Here is a 22,454-nt window from a genome sequence, read left to right on the forward strand (position 1 = left end):
TTGCCGCTTTCGAGGCAAGACGAGCCCACATCGCGGTAAACCAGCGCATGTGCCGGCACTACGCACGAGTAGCCCCGTGTGACCGGAATCTACCCCCGCGATCCCCGGCTGCGCGCCGCCGTCCGCACATCCGCCGTGCGCACCGTCGGCACCCGCGCCAACCCGATGCCGAACCGGTCCCGATATGCCTGCAGAACCTCCTCGTCTCCGGTCAGTTCGTTCTCCCGGCTCGCTCCGTCGGCGGACGTCGTCTTCAGCCGACGCCCGCTGAGCGTGATCCTTCCCCCGTCCTCGGTGAGCCGCGAGCAGATCAGCGACCTCGTGAAATGCGACTCCGGCGAAGTGCTGTGCCACCACGCCCCCGCCACGAAGTCCCGCAACACCCGTGGCCGCGGCTCCAGTCGGTACACCTGCGCGCCGTCCAGCACCACGTCCAGATCCCGCTCCGTCGCCGAACCGGCTCCTCTCTCCGCCGCCACGGGATGCGGACCAGCCTCGACGATCCTGAAAACCCCGCCGGGATCCGGCTGGTCATCACGCCGTCCCCACTGGAGCGGGTAGTGGCTGTGCGCCCCGAACCCGACGTCCGCCAGCCACTCCCCCGCGTCCGCCGTCCTCACCAGCAGTGCGAGATGGTCGTAGGGAATACCGAGCCGCCCCTCCTTCCCGTACACCCGCGCGGCCAGCAGCGTGACCTCGAACCCCAGCGCCGCGAGCAACGCCCCGAACGCCCCGTTCAGCTCGTAACAGAACCCTCCCCTGCGTTCCTCGACGACCTTCTCCACCAACCTCCTCTCCTCCAGCACGATCTCCTCACCCAGATGAACCGACAGATTTTCGAACGGCACGGCCCGCAGATGCCGAAGATGCAACTCACGCAGCAGATCGAGAGTGGGCGCATGAACGGAACCGGAACCGGCATCCGGGGCGAGGCCGGGATCAGGAGCGGGACCGATGCCTGAGTAGCCGGGGGTCGGACCCGGGCCGGGGCCCGAGCCGGGGGCAGGTCGGGGGCTCGGGCTGACGCCAAGGCCCGGACCGGCGTCGGGTCCGGAGCCGGAGCCGGGTTCGGAGCCGGAGCCGGGTTCGGAGCCGGAGCCGGGTTCGGAGCCGGGTTCGGAGCCGGAGCCGGAGCCGGGTTCGGAGCCGGAGACGGGTTCGGAGCCGGGTTCGGAGCCGGAGCCGGAGCCGGGTTCGGAGCCGGAGACGGGTCCTGGGCCAGAGTCGGGCCCTGGGCCGGCCGCACGGCAGGACACATCGAAACCGAGGCGTTTCAGGTAGGCATCGATCAGTCGTGCATCCAGCCCAGAACGCGCTTCGGACCGATGTGCCTCCGACTGCCCGGCGTGGTCATCGGCAGAGGCATAGGCATCGTGACCGGCATCCGTATCGGCATCGGCATCGGACGAGGCGACGGAGACGGACGGCGGGGCGGCGGCGGAACGCCGGACGGAGGGCTCGGGAGCCTCTCGGTCGGCCTGTGCGGGATCCATCTCCTCAGTCTTGCGCCACCCGCATGTCCCCGCCCGCATCCGCGACGACAGCCACCGCTCCGTCTCGGTCCGTCCGCATGACGACCGAGCCTCCCGCACGCAGCGCCGCCAACGTACTGGGCGCAGGGTGACCGTACGGGTTGCCTTCGCCGCACGAGATCAACGCCAGCCGTGGCGCCACCGCTCGTATGAGGTCGGGGTCCTGGTAGGCCGAACCATGGTGCGCCACCTTGAGCACGTCCACTCCACGCACCAGCGCGGCCGCCGGTGATCGCGACAGTGCCTGCTGAGCCGGGGGTTCCAGATCTCCGAGCAGCAGCATCCGCAGGCCCGCCGAACGCACGAGCAGCGTCACGCTCGCGTCGTTCGGCCCCTCGGGTTCCGGCGCGGGGCCCGGTGGCGGCCACAGCACCTCCCAGTCGAGAGCACCGACTCTTCGGCGCTCCCCGGCGACGGCCCGCACCACGGGCACGTTCCGCGCCTGCGCCTCCTTCCTCACGAACTCCACCTGCTCCTGGGGCTCCTCGAACCCCGTCGTCTCGATCGCCCCCACCGCCCGGCCCCGCAGCACCCCCGGCAGCCCGGTCACATGGTCGGCGTGGAAGTGCGTGAGCACGACGAGCGGCACGCGGGTGACGCCCAGCGCACGCAGGCACCGGTCGACCAGCTTCGGATCCGGCCCGGCGTCCACCACCACACCAGCGCCCGCACCGGCCGCGAGGACGGTCGCGTCCCCCTGTCCCACGTCGCACATCGCCAGTCGCCAACCGGGCGGCGGCCAGCCCGTGAGCATCCTGGTCAGCGGCGGCGGTTGCACCACCACGAGCAGCAGCAGCGCCCCGCAGAGTCCGCACAGCCAGGGGTGCCTCAGCAGGCGCCTTCCGAGCATCACCACGACCGCCGTGGCGAGTGCGAGCAACAGGGCTCCGCCCCAGCTCCCCGGCCAGTCCACACCCGCGCCGGGCAGCGCCGCTCCGGCCCGTGCCACACCCGCGATCCACCCGGCCGGCCAACTCGCCAGCCAGGCCAGCGCCTCGGCCACCGGCATCGCCACGGGCGCCGTCGCCAGCACCGCGAAGCCCAGCACCGTCGCCGGCGCGACCGCGAACTCCACCAGGAGATTGCAGGGCACCGCCACCAGACTCACCCGCGCCGACAGCACCGCGACGACCGGGGCGCACAGAGCCTGAGCGGCTCCTGCCGCTGCCAGCGCCTCCGCGAGCCGCGGTGGCACCCGGCGCCGTCGCAGCGAGGCGCTCCACCTCGGCGCCAGCATCAACAACGCCCCGGTGGCCAGGACGGACAGCAGGAACCCGTAACTCCGGGCCAGCCAGGGGTCGTAGAGCACCAGTAGCAGAACCGCCGTCGCCAGCGCCGGGACGAGTGATCTGCGGCGGCCGGTCGCCAGGGCGAACAGCACGATCGCTCCGCAGGCCGCGGCACGCAGCACGCTGGGGTCGGGACGGCACACGACGACGAATCCGAGCGTGAGCGCTCCGCCCAGCAGCGCGGTAGTCCGCAGAGAAACGCCCAGCCGAGGCGCCAGCCCGCGTCGCTCGACCTGCTGGGCCAGGCCCGGCGGGCCGAGGAGCAACGCGAGGATGATCGTGAGATTGCTCCCGGAGACGGCGAGGGTGTGGGCCAGATCCGTGTCCTTGAAGGCCTCGTCCAACTCGGGCGTGATGCGCGAGGTGTCCCCGACGACCAGCCCCGGCAGCAATGCCCGCGCGTCCGCCGGCAGTCCGTCGGTAGCCGACCGCAGCCCCGCCCTCAGCCGCCCCGCCGACCGCTGCACGGCCGTCGGCTCCCGCACCGTCACGGGCTCGGCATGGTCGCGCACCCGCAGGACTGCCGCGATCCGGTCCCCTGCGGCCGACGGAAGCGCCAGCCGCCCGGTCACCCGCACCCGGGTCGAGGGCAGCAGCCCGAGCCACGCCGTCTCCGGCCTCCCAGCGGCACCCCCTGCTCCATCAGCCCCGATCCGGCCGCGCTCCGCGTCTCCGCGCACGGCCGTCCCGTCCCCGGCCGTCCCGCCTCCGGCCCCCGTCCCACCGGCGAACCCCGCCCTGCCGGCGAGCCCCTTACGCGAACCCGACCTGTCCCGGCCCGATCCCACGTCCACGATCACCAGCACCAGGGCCCGCGTCGCCACCGGTGTCCGGGCCGGCCCCTCGACGCGGCGCACCTCCGCTTCGATCAGAACGGAGTCGCGGGTCAGGTGGTCGCCTCTGACTCTGGGCCGGGCCGACCGCGGATCGGAAGTGATCTCCACCTCGGCGGTGACGGTCGCGTACTCCCGTGCCAGCGTCGGCACCGGCCCCCTCCGCAGGTCGGCCCCGTGCAGCCCCGCCGACGCGGCAGCCGCGGCCACGCACAGCAGCGAGGCGGCGACGGTGACCCGGGGCCAGGCCCTTCCGGTGCCTACAGCCGGCTCCCTCGACCTGCTTCCCCCCGGGACGGCGCCCGGCCGCCCGTCAACGTCTGCTCCGCGCCGCCGGCTCACCAGCAGCAAGGCCCCGGCGGCCAGCAGGCACACGACCACAAGGCCGCCCACCAGTTCCGGCGAGGCGCCCAGCGTCGACACGGCGGTCACCCAGGCCGCGAGGGCGGGGGGCACAAGGCGTAGATCCAGCGGACCTTCCTGACGCGGGTGTGCGTCACCGAGTCGCTTGCCGGAGGCGGCGTGCACGGTCCGACGGGTGCGGGAGCCGGGCGTCGCCCGCACTCCGACGCCCGCGGTCGCCGCCCTGCCCCTGACCGCAGGGCCACCCGCCGCGGGCCTTCCGGTTCCGGAGCCGTCGGTTCGGGGCGTCGTGTGCTCGCTGTCCTCGTGCCTCATGGCCGCACGAGATTCCGCAGGTCGGCGAAGCGTCGCGCGCCGATGCCGTTGACCTCGCGCAGCTCGTCCACCGAGCGGAAACCGCGGTGCTGTGCCCGGTAGTCGACGATGTGCTGCGCCAACACGGGCCCCACGCCGGGCAGGGTGTCGAGTTGATCCACCGTTGCCGTGTTGAGGGAGACGGGAGCCGCAGGTCCCCCTCCTGGGCCGGCGCCCCCGGAGCCCGTCCCTCCCACCGCCGCGCCCGATCCTGCCACGGCCCCTCCGACCGGCGCGGGTCCGCCGACCACGACCTGCTCTCCGTCGACGAGGAAGCGCGCGCGGTTGAGACCGTCGGTGTCGACGCCCGGTCGCACCCCACCTGCCGCGACCAACGCGTCGACCACGCGTGAGCCTGCCGGGAGACGATGGATCCCGGGCTTTCGTACCTTGCCGCTGACGTCCACCACGATCTCGGCCCCGGCTGTGCCGCCAGGGCCCGGCGGTCCCGTGGCACCGGGCGGCACGGTCGCCGAGTTCCGCCGGCCCATGTCATACGGAGCCGCGGCACGCACCGCCTCCGGTGCCCGGACAGTCTGGGTCCGCCCGACCCAGAAGTGCTGAACAGCGAAGACAGCGGCGGCTGCCAACAGCACCGTGAGCGCGAGCACGCTCCTGCGTTCCAGTCCGCAGCGCGTCTGCAACCACACCGGCATCCGCTCCCGGAGCGCAAGCCCGGCCCGCTCCTGCCACACCGCCACCCCACGAGGAGCCGGACCGTCATGGACACGACCCTCGGCACCGACGGCAATACCGGCGTCGGTATCGGTGTCGGTATCAGCGCCGGCATCGGCGCCGGCATCGCTACCGGCAAGGGCACGGGCATACGCACCGCATGCGCCGTCTGCGCACTCGCGCCCCACCTGGGCGTCCGCGCCCGCCTCCTCCTGCCGTCTCCCGCGTGAGCCCACGCCCAGCCCCGAACCCGGCCCGAAACCCGGTCCCGCCCCCGACTCCCCCACACTCTGATCGGCACCCGCCCTCACACCCCCGCTTCCTCCACCGCCCCCACCGTCGCCACCCCCACCGGACTGCTGTCCCCTCGCCATGTCCCGCTGCGGACGGACCCGTTCGGCGAACAGCGCCTCCGCCCGACGACGGTTCTCTTCCACCGAGGCATGGTCGTGGCGACGCCCGCCCCGTCCGCCGCCGGATGAACGACGTCGTGGGAAGCGGCCGTCGGAACCGGGAGACCGGCCGGGGCCGCTGGTCGCGTTCGTGTCGTGTGAGCGTGATCGAAGTGCCATACGACGAGGATCCGGCACCTCACCGAACCGCGATGATCATGCTCAATTCCGGTGGACGACCAGCGTGTTGTGGATAACTCCACCACCCGGACGGGTGAGGAGGGCCCTCACTTCGGTGAGACCACGACGCCCAGCAGCCCTGGTCCGGTATGCGCCCCGATCACCGCTCCGACCTCGCTGACATGCAGGTCGACGAGTCCGGGCACGCGTGAGCGCAGACGGTCTGCGAGCGCGGACGCCCGGTCGGGAGCGGCAAGATGATGCACCGCGATGTCGACCGGTGCATTTCCGGCCCGGTCGGCGCCGATCTCCTCCAGGCGGGCGATCGCCCTCGACGCCGTGCGCACCTTCTCGAGGAGGTCGATGCGGCCCCCCGTCAGCTGGAGCAGCGGCTTCACGGCGAGCGCGGAACCCAGCAGGGCCTGGGCGGCGCCGATCCGGCCGCCGCGGCGCAGATAGTCGAGGGTATCGACGTAGAAGTAGGCGGACGTGCCGGCTGCCCGTTTCTCCGCCGCGGTGACCGCCTCGTCGACCGTGCCGCCCGTCCCGGCGATCTCGGCGGCCGCGAGCGCGCAGAAACCGAGCGCCATCGCGACCATGCCGGTGTCCACGACCCGCACCGGCACGGACGCCTCACGCGCCGCGACGACGGCCGCGTCGTAGGTGCCGGACAACTCGGCGGACAGATGAAGGGAAACGATGCCGGTGGCCCCGGACTCGGCGACCTTGCGGTAGGTCTCGGCGAAGACCTGAGGGCTGGGGCGCGAGGTGGTGACGGGGCGTCGCTTCTGCAGTGCCTGGGCGAGGGAACGGGTGGAGATCTCGCTGCCCTCTTCAAGGGCCTGGTCGCCGAGGACGACGGTCAACGGCACCGCGGTGATGCCGTGGCGCTCCATCGTCCGCTGCGGCAGATAGGCCGTTGAATCCGTGACGATAGCGACATGGCGGGACATGACCTGGAGGCTACCTGGCGCAGGCCCCGCACGGCAGCCCGGGCCCTCGCAGCCGGACCGCCCTTGACCGAATCAAATACCACGCCTGGCGACGCCGAAACACGCGCGCGTGTCAGGTGGTGCTCTCGGGGCGCGGCTTCTTCTGCCAGGGGTAGGTGGGGCGCGGTGCCGCAGGGCTGATGGCGGGCCGGTTCGGCTCCTCCGCGGGCTGCGCACCGGGGGTCTCCGGCCAGGTCTGTCCTTCTGTCGCCGTGTCTGAGGCGGGCGTCTCGGGCCACGGCCGCGAGGACTGGGGGGACTGCGGCGTGGTCCAGTGCCGCAGGGCTCCGGCCTCGAGGTCGATCTGGGTGCTGAGGGAGTCGAGATCGTCCTCGGCGAAGCGGCGGGCCCGGTCGCGGGCCGCCCAGCGCAGCGAGTCCGCCGACGCGACGATGCGCTCGGTGCGCTCCCGCAGTGCGGGAAGCCGCTGGGCGAGTGTGGCGCGGTCCGGCTCGGACTCCAGGCGCTTGAGTTCGGCGTCCAGTTCGTGCCCGTGCGCGCTGAGCCGCTGGAACAGGCCGAGGGACTCCTTGAGCGACTCGTCCTCGGCGGCGCCCGCGTGCAGGGCGTCCTGCGTGGCCCGCACGGACGTGCGCAGTGCGAGCCGCAGCTTGGCGATCTCGCCGGCCGGGCCGAGCTGGGCGAAGGACTTGGCCCGCAGCGTGTGGTCCTCGACCGTGCGACGAGCCTGGTTGATGGTCTGGTCGACGCCTCGCTTGGCAGCGCCGACGACCTTCACCGTGGCGTAGACGCCGAGTGTCACGAAGAGCACGAAGAGCACGGCGACGATAGTGATCACTGCTTCCACCGGCTCCTCCTCCGACCCGCCAGGACACATCCACGCCGCGATGACGCGCCGCACTTCAAACGGTAAACGAGACGGGCAGGCCCGGAGTTCCAGAAGAACCCCGAACCTGCCCGCATGAACCCCCTAGGGGACGGCCGCAGACGCCGCACCCCCCGTACTCAGGTACCTCAAGCCTCAGGCGCCCCCGTCACCCCGGTCGCCTCAGCCCTCGCAAGCCCCGGTCAGCCCCGGCACGCAGCAGCCCCCAGCAGACGAGCCGGCCGGACAGCCGCGGGCCGAGGCACCGGCCCGCGAACCGAGACGCGCGTCCCGGGCGACGGCAGGCCCGGGCCGACGCGGCTCAGGCCGGAACGATGTTCACCAGCTTCGGCGCCCGCACGATCACCTTGCGGATGCCGGCCCCGCCCAGTGCCGCCACGACGGCCTCGTCGGCCAGCGCGGCCTTCTCCAGTTCCTCGTCGGAGATGGCCGGGGAGACCTCCAGGCGCGCCTTGACCTTGCCCTTGATCTGCACGACGCAGGTCACGCTCTCGTCCACGACGTAGGCGGGATCGGCGACCGGCAGGTCCTGGTGGACCACCGAGTCGGTGTGACCCAGACGGCGCCACAGCTCCTCGGCGATGTGCGGGGCCAGCGGGGCGACCAGCAGCACCAGGTCCTCGGCGACCTTGCGCGGCACCGCTCCCGGCCGTCGCCCGCCACCGCCCTCACCCGAGGGGCCGGCGGTCCCGCCGCCTCCGTACGCCTTGGTCAGGTGGTTGTTCAGCTCGGTGATCTTGGCGATGGCGGTGTTGAAGCGCAGGCCCTCCAGGTCCTGGCGCACGCCGTCGATCGCCTTGTGCAGGGCCCGCAGGGTGTCCACGTCGATGTCGGCGTCCTCGACGTCGGCCACGGTCACCTGGCCGGTGGCCTCGTCGACGACGTTGCGCCACAGCCGCTGCAGCAGCCGGTACTGGCCGACGACCGCGCGGGTGTCCCACGGACGCGAGACGTCCAGCGGGCCCATCGCCATCTCGTACAGGCGCAGCGTGTCGGCGCCGTACTCGGCGCAGATCTCGTCCGGAGTGACCGCGTTCTTCAGGGACTTGCCCATCTTGCCCAGCAGCCGGGAGACCTTCTCGCCCTGGTAGTAGTAGGCGCCGTCGCGCTCCTCCACCTCGGCGGCGGGAACCGCGATGCCCCGGGCGTCACGGTAGACGTAGGCCTGGATCATGCCCTGGTTGAACAGCTTGTGGAACGGCTCCACGGAGGAGACGTGCCCCAGGTCGAACAGGACCTTGGACCAGAAACGCGCGTACAGCAGGTGCAGCACGGCGTGCTCGGCGCCGCCCACGTACAGGTCGACGCCACCGTGCGGCCGGCCCTCGCCCGGGCCCATCCAGTACTGCTCGATCCCGGGGTCGACCAGCTGCTCGCTGTTGTGCGGGTCCAGGTAGCGCAGCTCGTACCAGCAGGAACCGGCCCAGTTGGGCATGGTGTTGGTCTCGCGGCGGTACTTCCTGGGGCCGTCGCCCAGGTCCAGGGTGACGTTCACCCAGTCCTCGTTGCGCGACAGCGGCGTCTCCGGGGACGTGTTCGCGTCGTCCGGGTCGAAGGTGCGCGGCGAGTAGTCCTCGACCTCCGGCAGCTCCAGGGGCAGCATCGACTCGGGCAGCGGGTGAGCGACGCCGTCCTCGTCGTAGACGATCGGGAAGGGCTCGCCCCAGTAGCGCTGCCGGCTGAACAGCCAGTCACGCAGGCGGAAGTTGACGGTGCCCTCGCCGATGCCCTCGCGCTCCAGCCACTGCGTGATGCGCGCCTTGGCCTCGGCCACGCCCAGGCCGTCCAGCGAGATGTCGTCGTGGGAGGAGTTGACGATCTTCGCGTCGTACGAGGCGAAGGCGTCGTCCCAGGTCGAGGTGTCGGTTCCGCGGCCGTCGGTCGGCTCGACCACGCAGGTGACCGGCAGCTCGAAGGCGCGCGCGAACGCGAAGTCACGCGTGTCGTGTGCCGGGACGGCCATGATCGCGCCGGTTCCGTAGCCCATCAGGACGTAGTCGGCGATGAAGACGGGAACCTGCTCGCCGTTGACCGGATTGGTCGCGTACACGCCGGTGAAGACGCCGGTCTTGTCCTTGGCCTCGGCCTGGCGCTCGACGTCGGACTTGGAGGCGGCCTGCGCGCGGTACGCGGCGACGGCATCGGCCGGGGTGGCGTGACCGCCGGTCCACACGTCGTGGGTGCCCTCGGGCCAGGCGTCCGGGGTGAACTTGTCGGCCAGCGGGTGCTCCGGGGCCAGCACCATGTAGGTGGCGCCGAACAGGGTGTCCGGGCGCGTGGTGAAGACGGTGATCCGCTCGCCGTCCACGGGGAAGTCGACGCGGGCGCCCTCGGAGCGGCCGATCCAGTTGCGCTGCTGCAGCTTGATGGCCTCGGGCCAGTCCAGGGCGTCCAGGTCGTCCAGCAGACGGTCCGCGTAGGCCGTGATGCGCATGTTCCACTGGCGCAGCTTGGCCTTGAAGACGGGGAAGTTGCCGCGCTCGGAGCGGCCCTCGGCGGTGACCTCCTCGTTGGCCAGCACGGTGCCCAGGCCGGGGCACCAGTTGACCGGCGCGTCGGAGGCGTAGGCCAGGCGGAACTCGCTCAGGACGTCGGCGCGCTCGGTGGCGGTCAGCTCGCCCCACGCGCGGGTGTGCCCCGGAACGGCACGCTCACCGGACTCGAACAGGGCGACCAGTTCGGCGATCGGGCGGGCCTTGTCCGCGTCGGCGTCGTACCAGGAGTTGAAGATCTGCAGGAAGATCCACTGGGTCCACTTGTAGTACTCCGGGTCGATCGTGGCGAACGACCGGCGCTTGTCGTGACCCAGGCCCAGCCGGCGCAGCTGGACCTTCATGTTCTCGATGTTGGCTTCGGTGGACACACGCGGGTGCGTGCCGGTCTGCACGGCGTACTGCTCGGCGGGCAGGCCGAAGGCGTCGAAGCCCAGGGTGTGCAGCACGTTGTGGCCGGTCATGCGCTGGAAGCGCGCGAAGACGTCGGTCGCGATGTAGCCCAGCGGGTGGCCGACGTGCAGGCCCGCACCGGAGGGGTACGGGAACATGTCCATGATGAACTTCTTGGGCCGGGCGACCAGCTCCGGGTCACCCGCCAGGTCACCCTCGGGGTTGGGCGCCGCGTAGGTGCCCTCCGCGTCCCAGAAGTCCTGCCAGCGTGCCTCGATCTCGGCGGCCATGGCAGCCGTGTAGCGGTGCGGCGCGGCCTCTGCCGGGACAGCGGCAGCGGGATTCGTCTCGCTCATGGTCCTCAAAGCTCCATCGATCGTCTCTGCCAGCGGCTTGTCGTCCAGGAAACGAAAAATCCCCTCGCACAGGAGGGGACGCCGCGCCGATTCCGAACCGTCCGTTCACCGGCGGTCGGGACTGATCAGCGCGGCTCGCTAAGCAGAAGGCGTACAGCACGCATGGCGTTAGGGTACCGCAGGCCTTGAGCAGGCCGCGACGAACTTACGTATGCATGGTCGCGACAACGTTGAGGAGCCGAGAACGGGGGTCGGAGCTGTACCAAGATCGATGGTTACCTCGCATAACAGCCACTACAGGACATCGCGCCAGCCGCATTGTCGTTTCATAACAACGCAATAACTCAAACCTCGTACCCATCGGTATGGAGCCACTTAGAGTTCGGCAGCGGGACCGCTTTCCCGAAACTGCTCGGAGTTGCCCCCATGAACCCTCGTCCTAGTTACAGCTCGCTCCCCAAGCCCGGCCGGTCGGTCTACGGGTTGGCGACGGCTGTCGTCCTGGTCCTCATACCTGTGGTCGTGCTGGTCGGCGGCGACCAAGTGCAGGCCTTCCTCAACTTCGGTGCGGGCGTCCTGTCGCTGGTATGCCTGACCTGCTCGGTCATCTGGGGCCTCGTCGCCCAGGACCGGCTCATCCTCAACACGCGTCAGCGGATCCTCGCGCAGGGCATCCACCGTGTGACCGCCGTGGGCTCCATCGCGTTCCTCGTGGTGCACATCACGGTCAAACTGGCGCTGGAACACACCGTCCTGATCGCCGCACTGATCCCCTTCAGCCTGGGCGTCAAGGGCAGCGCCGGGCTCATCGGCCTCGGCTCGCTGGCCGCGCTGCTCATGATCTTCGTGGGCATCACCGGCGCGCTGCGCAACCAGTTCGCCGCACCGGCCGAGGTCGCCGCCCGTTGGCGCGCCATGCACATGCTGGCCTACCCCGCGCTGTGCGCCGCGCTCATCCACGGCCTGTTCGCCGGACGCGCGGCCAAGCCGTTCTTCATGATCTCCTACGAGCTCTGCCTGGTCGGGGTCATGGCCGCCCTCGCGCTGCGCGCCGCGCCGCGCCCGTTCAAGCGCAAGGTCGCCGACCGGATCACCGCGGTCCTGGGCACGCAGGACCGCTCCGCCATGGACGGTCTCGAGGCGTCACGCGCACGCGTGACGGAGACCGGATCGTCCGCGCTGCCCGGTTACGAGAGCCGCTCCGGACGGTCGCCGCTGACCGACACCATGACCTCCACGCGGATGGCTCCGCCGCCGTCCCCGCTGTACGACACGCCGGCCACCCCGGAGCCCGCCAACGGCTTCGCGGCCGCCTACCGCGCCGTGAACACGCCCCCGCGCGGTCAGCAGCAGCCCTATGTGGCCGACCAGACGGCCCGCATGGCCATGCCGTTCGACCTGCAGCAGGCCACGGAGGCGATCCCGCGGGCCGACACCGGCGGCAGCACCTCGGGCACCTGGCCGGTACCGTCCCCGCCGCCGGTCGGCGAGGCCCCGCCGTCCGCCTACGACCCCCTCCAGGACACGGGATTCAACATCCCGGTCTATGGCAATTCGGGCGCCGGCGGCTACGGGGCACGTGACGTGTACGACACCGGTGAGACGAATCAGGCTTACGGCGCGTACAACCAGAACGACACGTACAACAGCGGTCCCGCCAGTGAACCATCGCCCGGCGCGTCGTTCGACGCACCGGGTTCGGGCGAACCTTGGAACACGCCTTCCGGAGGCTATAGGTGAACGAGGCCCTGCCCGACGTCCCAGAAGTCCGCGTGGTCGGCCTTCCGCAGCTCACGTCGGGCTTCGACCTTGTCGAACGACTCGATCTGCCCATGCACCTCAAGGTGCACGGGCCGCTCGAACCCCTGGGCGGAGAGGCCCTCGCGAAGCTCTCCGAGAACATCAACCTCAAGGGCCGCGGCGGCGCGGGCTTCCCCTTCCACAAGAAGCTGCGCTCGGTCGCCGAGGCCGCGATCAAGCGCGGCGTCCGGCCGGTCGTCGTCGTCAACGGCAGCGAGGACGAGCCGGCCTGCCGCAAGGACACGGTGCTGATCAACCGTGCCCCGCATCTCATCCTGGACGGCGCTCTGCTGGTCGCGGAGGCGTTGGGTGCCCGCACGCTCGTGGTGGGGGTCACCCGCGAATCCACCCAGCGCTCCATGGAGGCCGCGCTCGCCGAGCGGGGCCTCAGCAACGGCCGTAGATCGGCCCTGAAGGCGTTCGTCCAGCGCAACCCCATCCGCATGGTCACCGGAGCGGCCGCGTCGCTGATCCGCTCCATCGACGGCGGCCCGCCGATCCCGCCCGGCCGCAAGGTCAGCGCGTCGCAGAACGGCGTCGGCGGCGCGCCCACCCTGCTGTCCAACGCCGAGACGTTCGCGCAGCTGGCCATCGCCGCCCGCATCGGCCCGGAGCGCTACGGCAACACCGGCCTGTACGACGAGCCCGGCACCGTCATGCTGACGGTCTCCGGCGCGGTCGCACGCCCGATGGTGATCGAGGTCCCCACGGGCGTTCCGCTGCGTTACGTCCTTCAGCTCGCCGGCGCACCGCCGGTGCCTCAGGGCGTGCTGACCGGCGGTTATCACGGCAAGTGGATCGACGCGGCGACGGTCAACGAGGCGATCGTCTCCCGCAACTCCCTGGATGCGGTGGGCGGGGCGCTCGGCGCCGGCGCGATCCTGCCGATCAGCCAGGAGACCTGCCCGCTGGGCGAGTCGCTGCGCGTGGCGCAGTGGCTGGCCGACGAGAGCGCGGGCCAGTGCGGGCCCTGCTATCTCGGTCTGCCGGCCGCCGCGCGCGGCATGGAGGACATCCTCAACGGAGGCGGCCCGGCCGCTCTGGAGGCGCTCAAGCAGGTCGCCAAGAACGTCAAGCGGCGCGGGGCGTGCTCGCACCCCGACGGCTCCGCGATGTTCCTCGAGTCGACCATCAAGGCGTTCACCGACGACCTGGCCGCGCATGTCCTCGGAAACGGCTGCGGACGGCCCGTGGAGGGCGTTCTGCCTCTCTTCGAGGCCGGCACGGCCCCGGCGGGCATCACGAGCGGCACCGCGGCGGAGGAGAGCGGCTCCAGCCGCCAGAAGATCTTCGTGGACTGGACGCTGTGCCGCGGGCACGGCCTGTGCGCCGACATCCTCCCGGAGGTGTTCCAGCTCGGCGCCGACGGCTTCCCGACCGTGGCCCAGGCCAAGGTGCCGCAGTACGCGGAGGCCAAGGCTCTACGCGCGGTGCGTCGCTGTCCGGCGCTGGCTCTGCGCATCGAGGAGGACACGCGCGCGCAGGCGCCCGCCCGCAACCTCCCGGTCCTCTCCCAGGGCCGCGGCCGCCGCGCCCTGGGACGCTGAGGGTGAGACACGCGGCGTCGGACGACGACACAGCGCGATGACGAGGGGCCGCCTGAGAACAGGCGGCCCCTCGCGCGTTCACCCACCGCCCCTGAACACAAAAAGATCCCGCCGGATCGCATCCGATCCGGCGGGATCTACCGTGGAGCTAAGGAGAATTGAACTCCTGACCTCCTGCATGCCATGCAGGCGCTCTACCAACTGAGCTATAGCCCCTCATGGTCTGGCGGCTGAGCCGCGTATCGACCGTGTCGCCCGGTCTCCCCGGCGGCGACGCCAACATTACCGGTACGGGGGGTGGACCACCAAATCGTTTCCCACCTGTCCGTTTTCCCTCTCTTTGTGCCCTCGGTACGCCGTCGATCTCCGCCGAACGACGTCAAGCGGTGACGAACGAATAGAACCGCTTGAGCGTGCAGTGCTCCTCCAGGAGCCGCCCGTAGATCGGTTCACCCTCCAGCTCCCGGTACGTCTCGATCGGGTCGCCTTTTATGATCAGCGCCCGGGCGCATTCCTCGCACCAGTACTGGTAGTCGGGGTTGACCGGCTCCATGTCACGGACGATCGGGGTGCCGCTGCCGCACCAGTCGCACTTTCGCCTGTGTGCACCCATCGATCAGCTCCAGCTGTGGCCGCAGGCCGTGCACACGTAGGAAGCCCCGCCGTTGTCGCCGAGCACCAGAGCCACATGGCCGGAACCGCAGAAGGGGCAGGAGGGGCAGTTGAGCCGGGTGGCCTTGTCCCGTGTCAACGCCACTTCGGAGAGGTGGCCGACCTCTCCGAGGATGCTCGCAGGCATCGCTACTCCCTCCCGTCGGGCCGCGCCCCCTTCCGGCCGTTTGATTCTGCCACGGCCGGACCAATACGGTCAGCGACGCCTCAGTACCAGTCCGGACACGGCACCGATGGCTGCTGTCGTAGCGAGCGCGAACATGCATGTGAGAAGCGCTTCCGCAGAGGTATACGCCCCCGGGACCCCAAGTGACTCAAGCCGGTCGAATAACAGTGTGCCGAAGACCGCCACACCGATCAGCTGCCCGAGCCGGGTGACCGTGGCGAGCAGTCCGCCGGCGTCCGCCGCGTCCTCGGGCCGCACCGCCGCCAGGGCCCCGGTCAGCGTGGGGCTGAAGGCGAGCGCGAGTCCGACGCCCACGCCGGCGAACGCGACGAACAGCCACCCGTCCCCGTGGCCACCGCCCTTGAAGGCCGGTCCCACACCGGTCGCGGACAGCACGGTGAGCACGAGTCCGGCCGCCGTCGGCGAGGGCGGCCGGCGGCGCGGGCACCTGCGCCAGGCGACCTGCACGCCGGACGACGAGGAGACGGCACGGCGCACGACTCCGCCGCGGAAGGAGACGAAACAAAAGATCCCGCCCCCTGGGGGACGGGATCTTCGTGAGCCGATCTCGGCCGGTTCGATCTGTGGAGCTAAGGAGAATTGAACTCCTGACCTCCTGCATGCCATGCAGGCGCTCTACCAACTGAGCTATAGCCCCTCGTGTTCTTCCCGCTCGGCGGTGCGAACAAGAAGAACTTTAGCCTGCGACCTGCCGGAAAGTGAAATCCGGTCCCCGCGGGCCGGACGGCCGCTCAGTCGTCGTCGCCGAGCACCGGCTCGGGCAGGGTTCCGGCGTTGTGCTCCAGCAGACGCCAGCCGCGCGCGCCCTCGCCGAGGACCGACCAGCAGCAGTTGGAGAGACCGCCGAGGCTCTCCCAGTTGTGCGCCTCCAGGCCGAGGAGACGGCCGATGGTGGTGCGGATGGTGCCGCCGTGGCTGACGACGACGAGCGTCCCGTCCTCGGCCAGTTTCTCGGCGTGCCGCAGCACGACCGGGGCGGCCCGGTCGGCCACCTCGGTCTCCAATTCGCCGCCGCCGCGGCGGACCGGCTCACCGCGCTTCCACGCCGTGTACTCCGCACCGTGGCGGGCGATGATCTCCTCGTGCGTCAGCCCCTGCCAGGAACCCGCGTACGTCTCGCGCAGGGCTTCGTCGTGGGAGACGGCCAGGCCGGTGAGCGCGGCCAGTTCGGCGGCCGTCTTCGCGGCCCGGGACAGGTCCGAGGCGACGATCGCGTCGGGCTGGAGGGAGGCCAGCAGCCGAGCTGCGCGGCGGGCCTGGGCCACGCCGGTCTCGGTCAGCTCGACATCCGTGGTGCCCTGGAAGCGGCGCTCCACGTTCCAGGCGGTCTGGCCGTGCCGCCAGAGGATGACGCGGCGACCGCGCCCCGGCTCACGGGACGCGGCGGTCTGCGCGCGGGAAGTCACCGCAGCTCCCCGAATCCGGCGTCGGCGTCCTCCTCGGCCTGCAGCTTGGCGTGCTCCTGGGCCTTGCCGCGGGTCGCCCGGGCGTCGGCGGGCAGCTCCAGCTCGGGGCAGTCCTTCCACAGCCGCTCGAGGGCGTAGAAGACACGCTCCTCGCTGTGCTGGACGTGTACGACGATGTCGACGTAGTCGAGCAGGATCCAGCGGGCGTCGCGGTCTCCCTCACGGCGTACCGGCTTGGCGCCGAGTTCCTTCTGGAGGCGCTCCTCGATCTCGTCGACGATCGACTTGACCTGGCGGTCGTTGGGGGCGGAGGCCAGCAGGAAGGCGTCCGTGATCGACAGCACGTCGCTGACGTCGTAGGCGATGATGTCGTGCGCGAGCTTGTCGGCAGCCGCCTGGGCGGCGGTCTGGATGAGCTCGATGGAGCGGTCGGTGGCGGTCACTACGTGGCTTTCCGTCGGCGGACACTTGTCCCCAAGGGTCTCACGGACCGCCGACGCCACCCCACGTGATGAGCGGATCACGTGGGGAACGCCTCCGTACGGCCCCCGCGCCTCCTCCCGCCCGCATGAAGCGGGCGCCTCCCGGACCGCGCGGACGGCTCACCCGCGCGCGGACGGCTTGTAGTCCTCGCCCAGGACGACCGCCACGTCGGCGTTCCCGGAGACGGCGCCCTTCTTCACGGCATCGGCGTCCAGGCCCAGGGTCTTGGCCACCTCGGAGGCGTTCTCCTTCTCGGCGGGGTCGGCGTAGAACACCTGGGAAGCAGCCTCGGTGCCCGACGGGCTGCCGGCCTCCAGGAAGGTGAAGCCTCCGTTGAGAAGGACCACGCGCGCGTCCTCGGTGTCGGCCTTGTCGCCGCTGGCGTTCTGGACGGACACGCTGACGCCGGCGTCCTTGTCGGGGCTCTTCGCGGTGCCGCCGAGGACGTCCTTGACGACGCTCGCGCCGGCCGCTGCGCTGAGCGTGCCGTCGTTCTGGACCGGAAGCAGGGCCGTCTTGTAGTCGCCGCCCTTGGCGAGGTCGGCGAGTCGGGCGAGGAAGGCCCCCAGGTCCTTGTCCGTGAGGGAGGGATCGAGGATCTGGGCCAGCGTCTGGACGGTGACGGTCGCCGCCTGCGCGTCGGACGACACCTTGCGCAGCACGCCCTGCATGACCTGGCCGAACCGCTTCAGCTGGGCGTTCTGGGCCTCGCCCGGGGCACGGTAGGTGGCATAGGCGACGGCCATCTTGCCACTGAGGGTCTGGTCCGCGCCCTTGGCGACGAGCGGGGCCTGGCCCTTCTTGGCCGCGGGGTCGGGCACGGCCGCGTCGGTGTCGACCTCGATGTTGCCGACGAGGTCGACGAGGTTCTGCAGATAGGGGGTGTCGAGCCGCCAGGTGCCCTCGATGCTGGTGCCGAGAACCGTGTCCAGCGCGTCGCGCGTGCCGGCGGAGCCGTCGTCGTCGACGGACTTGGCGAGGGTCGTCGTAGCGCCGTCGTCGTTCGTGAGGACGAGGGAGTTGGGCAGCAGGACCGTGGTGGCCTGCTTGGTCGTGGTGTTGTCGACGAGCAGCACCGTGGAGGTGCCGCCCCCCGCGGTGTTGTGCAGGTGGACGACGACCACGTCACGCTTCTGGGCGCCGGCGGTCGGGGACTTGGCGTCCGTGTCCGAGGACGACGACAGCCCGGGCAGCTTGCCGGCGAACCCGAGGTAGCCCACTCCGCCGGCCGCGGCCAGCGCGAGCACCACGGCGAGGGCGACGACGCGGCTGCGGGCGCGACGCTTGGCCTCCTCGCGGCGCTCGGTGCGGTTCTCGGTGAAGTTCAGCCAGTCGATGACGTCCTCGGAGTCACCGCCCTGCTCCTCGACGAACGCGAACTGCTCGGTGTGGTAATCACCCTGCTCCCCCGCGGAGGCGTCGGACGTGTCGCGCGCGCGGGACGCCGGGTCATCGGCTTCGCGGGCCGCCTCGGCGGGCCCGGTCTCGACGGGACCGGCCTGCTGGGGGATGTACGCGGTCTGCTCGGCGGCACGGGGCTGCTCGACCCGGGGCTGCTGTCCACCGGGGGCGGTCTGGCCGTAGGGGTCGTACGGCGCCTGGGCGGCGGTGCCGTAGGGGTCGTAGCCGGCGGAGGCGTGCCGGCCCGTGTCGTAACCGGAGGCGTCCGCCTGCCGACCGGTGTCGTACGGGTCGTAGGCGGGTGTCTGCTGCTGCCCGCCCGTGGCGTACGGGTCGTAGCCGTATCCCTGCTGCCCGTGCTGCCCCTGCTGTCCGTGTTGCCCTTGGTGTTCCTGCTGCCCTTGGTGCCCGTAGTCGTAGGACTGCTGCGGCATCTGCTGGAGCGGGACCTGCGGGACCTGTCGGTAGACGGGCTGCCCGTACTCGTCGTAGCCGACGAGTTCGTACTGGTCGTCCCCGTACCCCGCGTCGTATCGGTCGTTCACCGGTACCCCTCTCGGCTCACTCGCCGCGGTACAGCTCGCGCTTGTCGATGTAGCGCACGACTCCGTCGGGCACCAGGTACCAGACGGGGTCGCCCTTGGCGACTCTCGCACGGCAGTCCGTCGAGGAGATGGCGAGGGCGGGGACCTCGACGAGCGAGACTCCCCCCTCGGGCAGGCCGGGGTCCATGAGGTTGTGCCCGGGCCGGGTCACGCCGACGAAGTGCGCGAGGGCGAAGAGTTCCTCGCTGTCCCGCCAGGTCAGGATCTGGCCCAGGGCGTCGGCGCCCGTGATGAAGAAGAGGTCCGTGTCCGGGTTGAGGGCCCGCAGGTCACGAAGGGTGTCCACGGTGTAGGTGGGTCCGCCGCGGTCGATGTCGATGCGGCTGACCGAGAACTGCGGGTTCTCGGCGGTCGCGATGACCGTCATCAGATAGCGGTCCTCGGCCGGGGAGACACTGCGGTGGCTCTTCTGCCACGGCTGCCCGGTCGGGACGAACACGACCTCGTCCAGGTGGAACCGCGCGGCGACCTCACTGGCCGCCACGAGGTGTCCGTGGTGGATCGGATCGAATGTTCCGCCCATGACGCCGAGGCGGCGCTTGCCGGGGTTCCTCGGGCCGGTAGGCATGTCCTGCTCTCCCATGCGTGCAGACCCTACCGGCCCGGTCCCGGGGCCCCGGCCGGCGGTCGCCCGGAGCGTCCCGCTATGCCGGACTGCCCGTCGGTGAACATGTGCCGTCTCAGCGGTCGCGGTTGAAGCGGGTGGTGATCCACAGCAGGAGAAGCAGGATGAGGAACGCGCTGCCACCGGTGACCAGGGGGCTCAGGCTCTCGTGGTTGCCACCGTGCTCCTCGCCCTCGGCGGCGAGGGTGACCAACTGGGCAGCGGCGCTGTGAAGGCTCATCTTCGGCAGGACCTATCCGATGGAGGTCCCCCGCTCGACCGGAGGCGAGAGTGGGGGAGGGCGGGAAACGACGTCGGCCCATGGTAAGCGTGAGCCTCGGCGGCGATCACGCCGACTCCGCCATCGGGAACCTTCGCGACGGCTCAGTCGTCTTTCCGCTTGTACCCCCGCAGCAGGAACCACGCGGTGAGCACACAGCCCAGGATCATCACGATCAGTACGACGCGGAGCAGATTCCCCGCCCCCTGCTGCTGGGCGGCGCCGGCGGCTTGGGCGAGCCAGTCGGCTGCGGGGTGGTGCTCCATGGCGGTGGACTCCTCAGGTGTAGTGCCCGTCCACGGTAACTCCGCCCGGGCGGGGTTCTGCTTCTGGGGCGCAAAGGGCCGCACAAGGGTCCGCAAAGGGTCGGGCAAAGGCCACACAGACGCACAGCCACACAGACGCACATGGGGGAAGACATGTCGGACGCAGGCAACGAGCAGCACGGCGCCGGTCACGAGAAGGCGCCGAGCAGGCGGCGCAGGCGCTTCCCGGGAATCTCCTCGCGTGCGTACGAGCACCCGGCGGACCGCTCCGCGCTGGTGGCGCTGCGCAAGCTGAGCGGCTTCGACACGGTGTTCAAGGCGCTCAGCGGGCTGCTGCCCGAGCGGAGTCTGAGGCTGCTGTTCCTGTCCGACTCCGTTCGGGTGTCCGACCAGCAGTTCGCGCACCTCGACGACATGCTGCGGGACGCCTGTCACATCCTGGACCTGGAGAAGGTCCCGCCCATGTACGTCAACCAGGATCCGCAGCCCAACGCGATGTGCATCGGTCTGGACGAACCGATCATCGTCGTCACCACCGGTCTCGTCGAGCTCCTGGACGAGGAGGAGATGCGCGCGGTCGTCGGGCACGAGGTGGGCCACGCCCTGTCCGGGCACGCCGTGTACCGCACGATCCTGCTGTTCCTGACCAATCTGGCGGTCCGGGTCGCCTGGATCCCCCTGGGCAACCTCGCGATCATGGCGATCGTGACGGCGCTGCGCGAGTGGTTCCGCAAGTCGGAGCTGTCCGCAGACCGCGCGGGTCTTCTCGTCGGCCAGGACCTGAAGGCTTCGATGCGCGGGCTCATGAAGATCGCCGGCGGCAATCATCTGCACGAGATGAACGTGGACGCGTTCCTGCAGCAGGCGGAGGAGTACGAGGCCTCCGGGGACCTGCGCGACTCGGTGCTGAAGATCCTCAACGTGCTGCCCCGTACCCACCCCTTCTCCGCCGTCCGCGCGGCCGAGCTGAAGAAGTGGGCGGAGTCCCGCGACCATCAGCGGATCATGGACGGTCACTACCCGCGGCGCGGCGAGGACAAGGACACCTCGGTCACGGACTCCTTCCGCGAGTCGGCAGCCCACTACGCGAACAGCGTCAAGAGCTCCAAGGACCCGCTGATGAAGCTGGTCAGCGACATAGCCGGCGGGGCGGGCGACCTGGGCGGCAGGGTGAGGCGCGGTTTCGGCGGGTTCACCGGCCCTGGTTCGTCCGGCGGCTCGACGCCGCGCGACGGCTCGGACCGTGCCGGCAGCACGGATGACACCGGCGGGCCGGCGGACACGCCTCCGCGCGACGCGACCTGAGGGGTCCTCGGGACGGCCAGCGCCCCGCACGTGCGCCGGGCATGCCCCCTGCCTACGGCGGTCGGCGGCCCTCGGGCCGTGACCCACGACCGGGGCCCGGGGCGTGGGGTCAGATCTTCGGTTGGGCGCTGGTCGCCAGGGCGCCGCACAGAGCCGTCGCGTCGCCGGTCGCGTAGGGGTCCGTGCCGGCCGGGCCGCCCGCCTTCGCGGTCTGGCCGGCGAGCAGGGGACGCAGGTGGTTCGTGGAGTCCTCGGCGCAGGAGAGCGGTCCGGCCTGCACGTAGGACGTGCTCAGCTGGACCTGGTGGGTGCGCAGGTCGGTGCGGTCGAAGCGGAAGTGCAGCTCGCGACGGACGGTGAAGAGGGACGCCGCGGTGCCCGTCCGCGCACCGGTGGGGCGCAGGGCGTAGACGAAGGTGTGGTCGGCGGTCACCTCGAGGGTCGAGGCGGCGGCCTCGACGGCCTGCAGGGTGCCCTGGACGCGGATCCTGGTGTCGGCCAGCTCCACCCGGGCCGGGTCGAAGCGGACCAGCCAGCCGGTCGGAGCGTGCCGCCCGTCGGCGGTCGGGCGGCTGAAGCTCTCGTCGAACTGGTCGAGCTGGTCGGCGTCGACCAGGGCGCGCACGGGTCGCACCTGCTGCCCGGTGAGCACCTCCGGATAGAGGGAGGAGTGCACGATGTAGTCCTTGGCCGTGGTCAGGGCGGTGACCACCTGGCTTTCGGAGAAGTGCGCGGTCCGCCGGGAGGCGGGCAGCGTGACGCCCTCGGCGCCGACGCGGAACTGTGCGGCCGGGCTGTGTGCGAACAGCGCTTCGGGGGCGGCCGCCCCGGGCACGACGCCCTGGGGGGAGAGTGGGATGACGGTCATCCGCAGGGGCTCGACCGCCGGGCGGGCCGCCTGGTTCGGGTAGGGGCTGCGCAGGCCCATGTAGACGGCCGTGCCGAAGGCGACGGCGATCAGCAGGACCAGGATCAGCACCTGCCGGGACAGCCCCCGACGCAGGGGCGGACGACGGCGGACGGCGGGCGCATGGTCGGTCAGACGCTCCTGGGCGGAGTACTCCTGGATACGGGCAGCGCGGACGAACGATTCGTCGAAGACGACGGATCGGTACTCGTCCTCTCCACCTCCGGAAGTGCCTTCGGGTGTCCCCTCCGGTGGGTCTCCAGGCCCGGCCATACTTTCAGAGTAGGTCGCGC

19 protein-coding genes and 2 tRNA genes are annotated in these 22,454 nt (G+C 71.1%); 3 read left to right on the forward strand and 18 right to left on the reverse strand.

Annotated features, from left to right (window positions below; translation table 11 throughout):
* Positions 1-89: 89 nt before the first annotated feature.
* The 6 genes from IE239_RS24210 to leuS form a co-directional block, all read right to left on the reverse strand.
* Positions 90-956, reverse strand: coding sequence for an arylamine N-acetyltransferase family protein (locus IE239_RS24210; RefSeq protein WP_190151549.1), 867 nt, complete (start codon positions 954-956; stop codon positions 90-92).
* Positions 957-1,497: 541 nt separating this feature from the next.
* A complete protein-coding gene (locus tag IE239_RS24215) occupies positions 1,498-4,182 on the reverse strand; it encodes a ComEC/Rec2 family competence protein (RefSeq protein ID WP_308435416.1) in 2,685 nt (894 codons plus the stop codon).
* 146 nt (positions 4,183-4,328) lie between these two features.
* A complete protein-coding gene (locus tag IE239_RS42315; RefSeq protein ID WP_373308140.1) occupies positions 4,329-5,420 on the reverse strand; it encodes a ComEA family DNA-binding protein in 1,092 nt (363 codons plus the stop codon).
* 305 nt (positions 5,421-5,725) lie between these two features.
* Complete coding sequence (locus IE239_RS24230) at positions 5,726-6,571, reverse strand: DegV family protein (RefSeq protein WP_190151486.1); 846 nt, start codon at positions 6,569-6,571, stop codon at positions 5,726-5,728.
* 112 nt (positions 6,572-6,683) lie between these two features.
* Complete coding sequence (locus IE239_RS24235) at positions 6,684-7,418, reverse strand: hypothetical protein (RefSeq protein ID WP_190151487.1); 735 nt, start codon at positions 7,416-7,418, stop codon at positions 6,684-6,686.
* A 340-nt stretch (positions 7,419-7,758) separates the two neighbouring features.
* A complete protein-coding gene (gene leuS, locus IE239_RS24240; RefSeq protein WP_190151488.1) occupies positions 7,759-10,698 on the reverse strand; it encodes a leucine--tRNA ligase in 2,940 nt (979 codons plus the stop codon).
* Positions 10,699-11,124: 426 nt separating this feature from the next.
* On the opposite strand from leuS, the gene IE239_RS24245 reads away from it, so the two are divergent.
* Together IE239_RS24245 and IE239_RS24250 are read left to right on the forward strand one after the other, a co-directional pair.
* Complete coding sequence (locus tag IE239_RS24245; RefSeq protein WP_190151489.1) at positions 11,125-12,438, forward strand: ferric reductase-like transmembrane domain-containing protein; 1,314 nt, start codon at positions 11,125-11,127, stop codon at positions 12,436-12,438.
* Positions 12,435-14,045, forward strand: coding sequence for an NADH-quinone oxidoreductase subunit NuoF family protein (locus IE239_RS24250; protein WP_190151490.1), 1,611 nt, complete (start codon positions 12,435-12,437; stop codon positions 14,043-14,045). Before IE239_RS24245 ends, IE239_RS24250 begins: the two co-directional genes overlap by 4 nt.
* Positions 14,046-14,188: 143 nt before the next feature.
* On the opposite strand, the gene IE239_RS24255 is transcribed toward IE239_RS24250, so the two are convergent.
* From IE239_RS24255 to IE239_RS24305, 11 genes are all read right to left on the reverse strand, one after another.
* Positions 14,189-14,261 (reverse strand) — tRNA-Ala (locus IE239_RS24255).
* 163 nt (positions 14,262-14,424) lie between these two features.
* Positions 14,425-14,658 carry a hypothetical protein gene (locus IE239_RS24260; protein ID WP_003976229.1) on the reverse strand — a complete coding sequence of 78 codons (234 nt, stop codon included), beginning with the start codon at positions 14,656-14,658 and terminating at the stop codon, positions 14,425-14,427.
* A gap of 3 nt (positions 14,659-14,661) precedes the next feature.
* Positions 14,662-14,844 carry a hypothetical protein gene (locus IE239_RS24265; RefSeq protein WP_190151491.1) on the reverse strand — a complete coding sequence of 61 codons (183 nt, stop codon included), beginning with the start codon at positions 14,842-14,844 and terminating at the stop codon, positions 14,662-14,664.
* 69 nt (positions 14,845-14,913) lie between these two features.
* Positions 14,914-15,381 (reverse strand): MFS transporter, encoded by a 468-nt coding sequence (locus IE239_RS24270; RefSeq protein WP_373308138.1) that lies wholly within the window; start codon positions 15,379-15,381, stop codon positions 14,914-14,916.
* Between the two features lie 87 nt (positions 15,382-15,468).
* Positions 15,469-15,541: transfer RNA gene (locus tag IE239_RS24275), tRNA-Ala, on the reverse strand.
* A gap of 94 nt (positions 15,542-15,635) precedes the next feature.
* Positions 15,636-16,310: a histidine phosphatase family protein gene (locus IE239_RS24280; RefSeq protein WP_190151492.1), complete on the reverse strand. Its 675-nt coding sequence runs from the start codon at positions 16,308-16,310 to the stop codon at positions 15,636-15,638.
* Positions 16,307-16,753 carry a ribosome silencing factor gene (gene rsfS, locus IE239_RS24285; RefSeq protein ID WP_069767668.1) on the reverse strand — a complete coding sequence of 149 codons (447 nt, stop codon included), beginning with the start codon at positions 16,751-16,753 and terminating at the stop codon, positions 16,307-16,309. The genes IE239_RS24280 and rsfS overlap by 4 nt, the downstream gene beginning before the upstream one ends.
* Positions 16,754-16,912: 159 nt before the next feature.
* The gene (locus IE239_RS24290; RefSeq protein ID WP_190151493.1) at positions 16,913-18,739 is read right to left on the reverse strand and encodes an LCP family protein; all 1,827 of its coding nucleotides are present in this window, start codon (positions 18,737-18,739) and stop codon (positions 16,913-16,915) included.
* A 16-nt stretch (positions 18,740-18,755) separates the two neighbouring features.
* Complete coding sequence (gene nadD / locus IE239_RS24295; protein WP_190151494.1) at positions 18,756-19,382, reverse strand: nicotinate-nucleotide adenylyltransferase; 627 nt, start codon at positions 19,380-19,382, stop codon at positions 18,756-18,758.
* Between the two features lie 97 nt (positions 19,383-19,479).
* Complete coding sequence (locus tag IE239_RS24300) at positions 19,480-19,644, reverse strand: hypothetical protein (protein ID WP_107450361.1); 165 nt, start codon at positions 19,642-19,644, stop codon at positions 19,480-19,482.
* 143 nt (positions 19,645-19,787) lie between these two features.
* The gene (locus IE239_RS24305; protein ID WP_190151495.1) at positions 19,788-19,949 is read right to left on the reverse strand and encodes a hypothetical protein; all 162 of its coding nucleotides are present in this window, start codon (positions 19,947-19,949) and stop codon (positions 19,788-19,790) included.
* Positions 19,950-20,102: 153 nt separating this feature from the next.
* Between IE239_RS24305 and IE239_RS24310 the strand changes: the two genes are divergently transcribed.
* Positions 20,103-21,254: a M48 family metallopeptidase gene (locus IE239_RS24310; RefSeq protein WP_190151551.1), complete on the forward strand. Its 1,152-nt coding sequence runs from the start codon at positions 20,103-20,105 to the stop codon at positions 21,252-21,254.
* A 109-nt stretch (positions 21,255-21,363) separates the two neighbouring features.
* On the opposite strand, the gene IE239_RS24315 is transcribed toward IE239_RS24310, so the two are convergent.
* Complete coding sequence (locus IE239_RS24315) at positions 21,364-22,434, reverse strand: SCO2583 family membrane protein (RefSeq protein WP_190151496.1); 1,071 nt, start codon at positions 22,432-22,434, stop codon at positions 21,364-21,366.
* Positions 22,435-22,454: the final 20 nt, after the last annotated feature.

Source organism: Streptomyces humidus, assembly GCF_014649655.1.
GTDB lineage: Bacteria > Actinomycetota > Actinomycetes > Streptomycetales > Streptomycetaceae > Streptomyces > Streptomyces humidus.

Coding starts and splice junctions, on each gene's coding strand:
- IE239_RS42315 (WP_373308140.1), bottom strand. CDS start 5,420: ATGGCGAGGGGACAGCAGTCCGGTGGGGGTGGCGACGGTGGGGGCGGT.
- IE239_RS24230 (WP_190151486.1), bottom strand. CDS start 6,571: ATGTCCCGCCATGTCGCTATCGTCACGGATTCAACGGCCTATCTGCCG.
- leuS (WP_190151488.1), bottom strand. CDS start 10,698: ATGAGCGAGACGAATCCCGCTGCCGCTGTCCCGGCAGAGGCCGCGCCG.
- IE239_RS24245 (WP_190151489.1), top strand. CDS start 11,125: ATGAACCCTCGTCCTAGTTACAGCTCGCTCCCCAAGCCCGGCCGGTCG.
- IE239_RS24260 (WP_003976229.1), bottom strand. CDS start 14,658: ATGGGTGCACACAGGCGAAAGTGCGACTGGTGCGGCAGCGGCACCCCG.
- IE239_RS24265 (WP_190151491.1), bottom strand. CDS start 14,844: ATGCCTGCGAGCATCCTCGGAGAGGTCGGCCACCTCTCCGAAGTGGCG.
- nadD (WP_190151494.1), bottom strand. CDS start 19,382: ATGGGAGAGCAGGACATGCCTACCGGCCCGAGGAACCCCGGCAAGCGC.
- IE239_RS24300 (WP_107450361.1), bottom strand. CDS start 19,644: ATGAGCCTTCACAGCGCCGCTGCCCAGTTGGTCACCCTCGCCGCCGAG.
- IE239_RS24305 (WP_190151495.1), bottom strand. CDS start 19,949: ATGGAGCACCACCCCGCAGCCGACTGGCTCGCCCAAGCCGCCGGCGCC.
- IE239_RS24310 (WP_190151551.1), top strand. CDS start 20,103: ATGTCGGACGCAGGCAACGAGCAGCACGGCGCCGGTCACGAGAAGGCG.
- IE239_RS24315 (WP_190151496.1), bottom strand. CDS start 22,434: ATGGCCGGGCCTGGAGACCCACCGGAGGGGACACCCGAAGGCACTTCC.